The sequence below is a fragment of the Rhizobium favelukesii genome, from assembly GCF_000577275.2.
In the GTDB taxonomy this organism is placed as follows: domain Bacteria; phylum Pseudomonadota; class Alphaproteobacteria; order Rhizobiales; family Rhizobiaceae; genus Rhizobium; species Rhizobium favelukesii.
In genome coordinates this window covers 1-1,864 of record NZ_CBYB010000055.1, presented here as the reverse complement: position 1 = coordinate 1,864, position 1,864 = coordinate 1, and the positions used below count along the sequence as shown (strand labels likewise).

Genomic DNA, 1,864 nt, shown 5'->3' with positions numbered 1-1,864 from the left:
CCACTTCTTCGAACTCGGCGGCCATTCGCTCCTGGCGGTGCAGTTGCTCGGTCGAACGCTCGCCGTTGGGCTGAAGTTTAGCGCCGCCGATCTCTTCGAAGCCCCCATATTGAAGGAACTCACATCAAAGATTCATTTTCAGCGACGGCCCAGCGTTCCGGAAGTGATTTCCGTTCAGGCAACCGGATCACAACCACCGCTGTTCTTTGTTCCCACAGGTTCGGGCGATTGTTCCTATGTCCTCAGTTTGGTGGAGGAAATGGACGTAGACTGTCCCATCTACGCTCTGCCATGGCCGCCTTTCAAACAAGTTTGTCCACCAACTCTAGAGGGAATAGCCGCGGAGGTGATCCTGGCGATTAGAGAGAGCCAGCCACGGGGTCCATACCGCTTTGCTGGATACTCATCAGGTGCAATCTTGGCTTACGCAATTGCCCAGCACTTGCTGAGTCTCGACGAAGCTGTATCATTCATCGCTCTCATCGATGTTGCGTTACCCGCAAATCCATCAAGCATATCGCCCACCCAAAAGGTACGAGAAGTGCTGCTGAATTCATTTGAATCCTTAGATGATGAGCGCTTCGAAATATTGGAACGCTTTGTTGGACAAAGTTCAATTGCCCAGCTGCTTGAAAAGGCACAGCAAATTGGGGCGATGCCTCTCGATCGTGATCTCCACAACGACGTTTTGATGTATGAAAAGATTGCGCAGTTCCAAAGGGCGCTGGACTCGTATAAAGTTCCATCCCTACCGGTTGAGATCCACCAGTTCTATGCCAACGGGCCTCTCCTCAGCCGTCGGGCGCGACCTCGGAGAAATTCAATGAGTCCTGAGGCAAGTTCGCCCATGCGGGGTTGGGACAGGGTTTTAAGTGAGGCGACCATTCATACCATACCGGTGCCAGGCGACCACATGACGATGATGGATGTTCCAGAAAACCGTCGAGCTCTGGCTCGACAGTTATCGACGGCCTTAAACCGCTCATTGACAACAAAAGCTTCGAATCGTCCGGTAAACCCCGGACAGGTACAGTCTCGTCGGATCGACTTTCGTTCGCCTGGTTGATGTCATTTGTTATTGATTTCGGCGTTTCGCGCGTCAGTCAAGTGTGAGGTTTGCTTTTTGCTTCCTCATGCCATCGCCTTCGAGTGTAATGCGATGGGCGTTATGCACCGAACGCATGCAGGTTGGTGCGCATCAGACGTCCTTGGAGCGCCCGATCCGCGTATTTCGGGATTTTCGGGAAGTCCACCTCGACGCGCAACGCCGCCGTTAAGCGCGTCCTCACCGGGCTTGCGGTAACGATCTGCGGATCGTCCAACCTTGGGCTCGGTGGCAAGCAGGCGAATGGCGACAACCCCTCGGCCATCCGCGATCCGGAAGTCGCCACTGTCTCGCGATCATCGACCATTTCAACTTCCTGAACGGATTGGATAAAACGCCCGTAGGCAGGGACGAGGCAGCGAGAAACGCGGACAAGCGCGAAGCAGCCGTCGAATCGAGGGTGGTTTCTCAGCAACCAGCGATGGGTGGGTCGAAAATACTTCGATCCTGACTTTGAACGGATGGCTTTTTGTAAGAACGGGATCCTTGGTTCAATTCCCTTCAAGAGCGGCAACCGCAGCTAATTGCCCTTTCTACAATCGATGATCGAGCCGGCAGGCGGTTTGTGCGCCGGAGGTGCGAAAGCGGCCGAATGGAAATTGACGACGCTGACCTTAAGCGGACGAGTCTTAGTTAGGCTCGCGTTGCCCGCTGAGTATTCAAGGGACTAGACCGGCGGCGCGGTGGTTGCTATTTGCAGGGCATGTTGCGATGTTGAAGACGTCGCCGAAACATCACCGCAGACACACCCAAGGCTCT

2 protein-coding genes are annotated in these 1,864 nt (G+C 54.5%); one reads left to right on the top strand and one right to left on the bottom strand.

The genetic code is table 11. The annotated features are described in order from the left end of the window. Window positions 1-1,066: thioesterase domain-containing protein (locus LPU83_RS38180; protein ID WP_197901933.1), on the top strand; the 1,066-nt coding region annotated here is incomplete at its 5' end. A gap of 100 nt (window positions 1,067-1,166) precedes the next feature. Here the strand turns inward: LPU83_RS38180 and LPU83_RS38175 are convergent. Then, entirely contained in the window at window positions 1,167-1,412 is a 246-nt protein-coding gene (locus LPU83_RS38175; protein WP_024319269.1) for a hypothetical protein, read from the bottom strand. Window positions 1,413-1,864: the final 452 nt, after the last annotated feature.

Excerpts from the sequence above, each read along its gene's own strand:
- LPU83_RS38175 (WP_024319269.1), bottom strand. The coding sequence starts at position 1,412 with ATGGTCGATGATCGCGAGACAGTGGCGACTTCCGGATCGCGGATGGCC.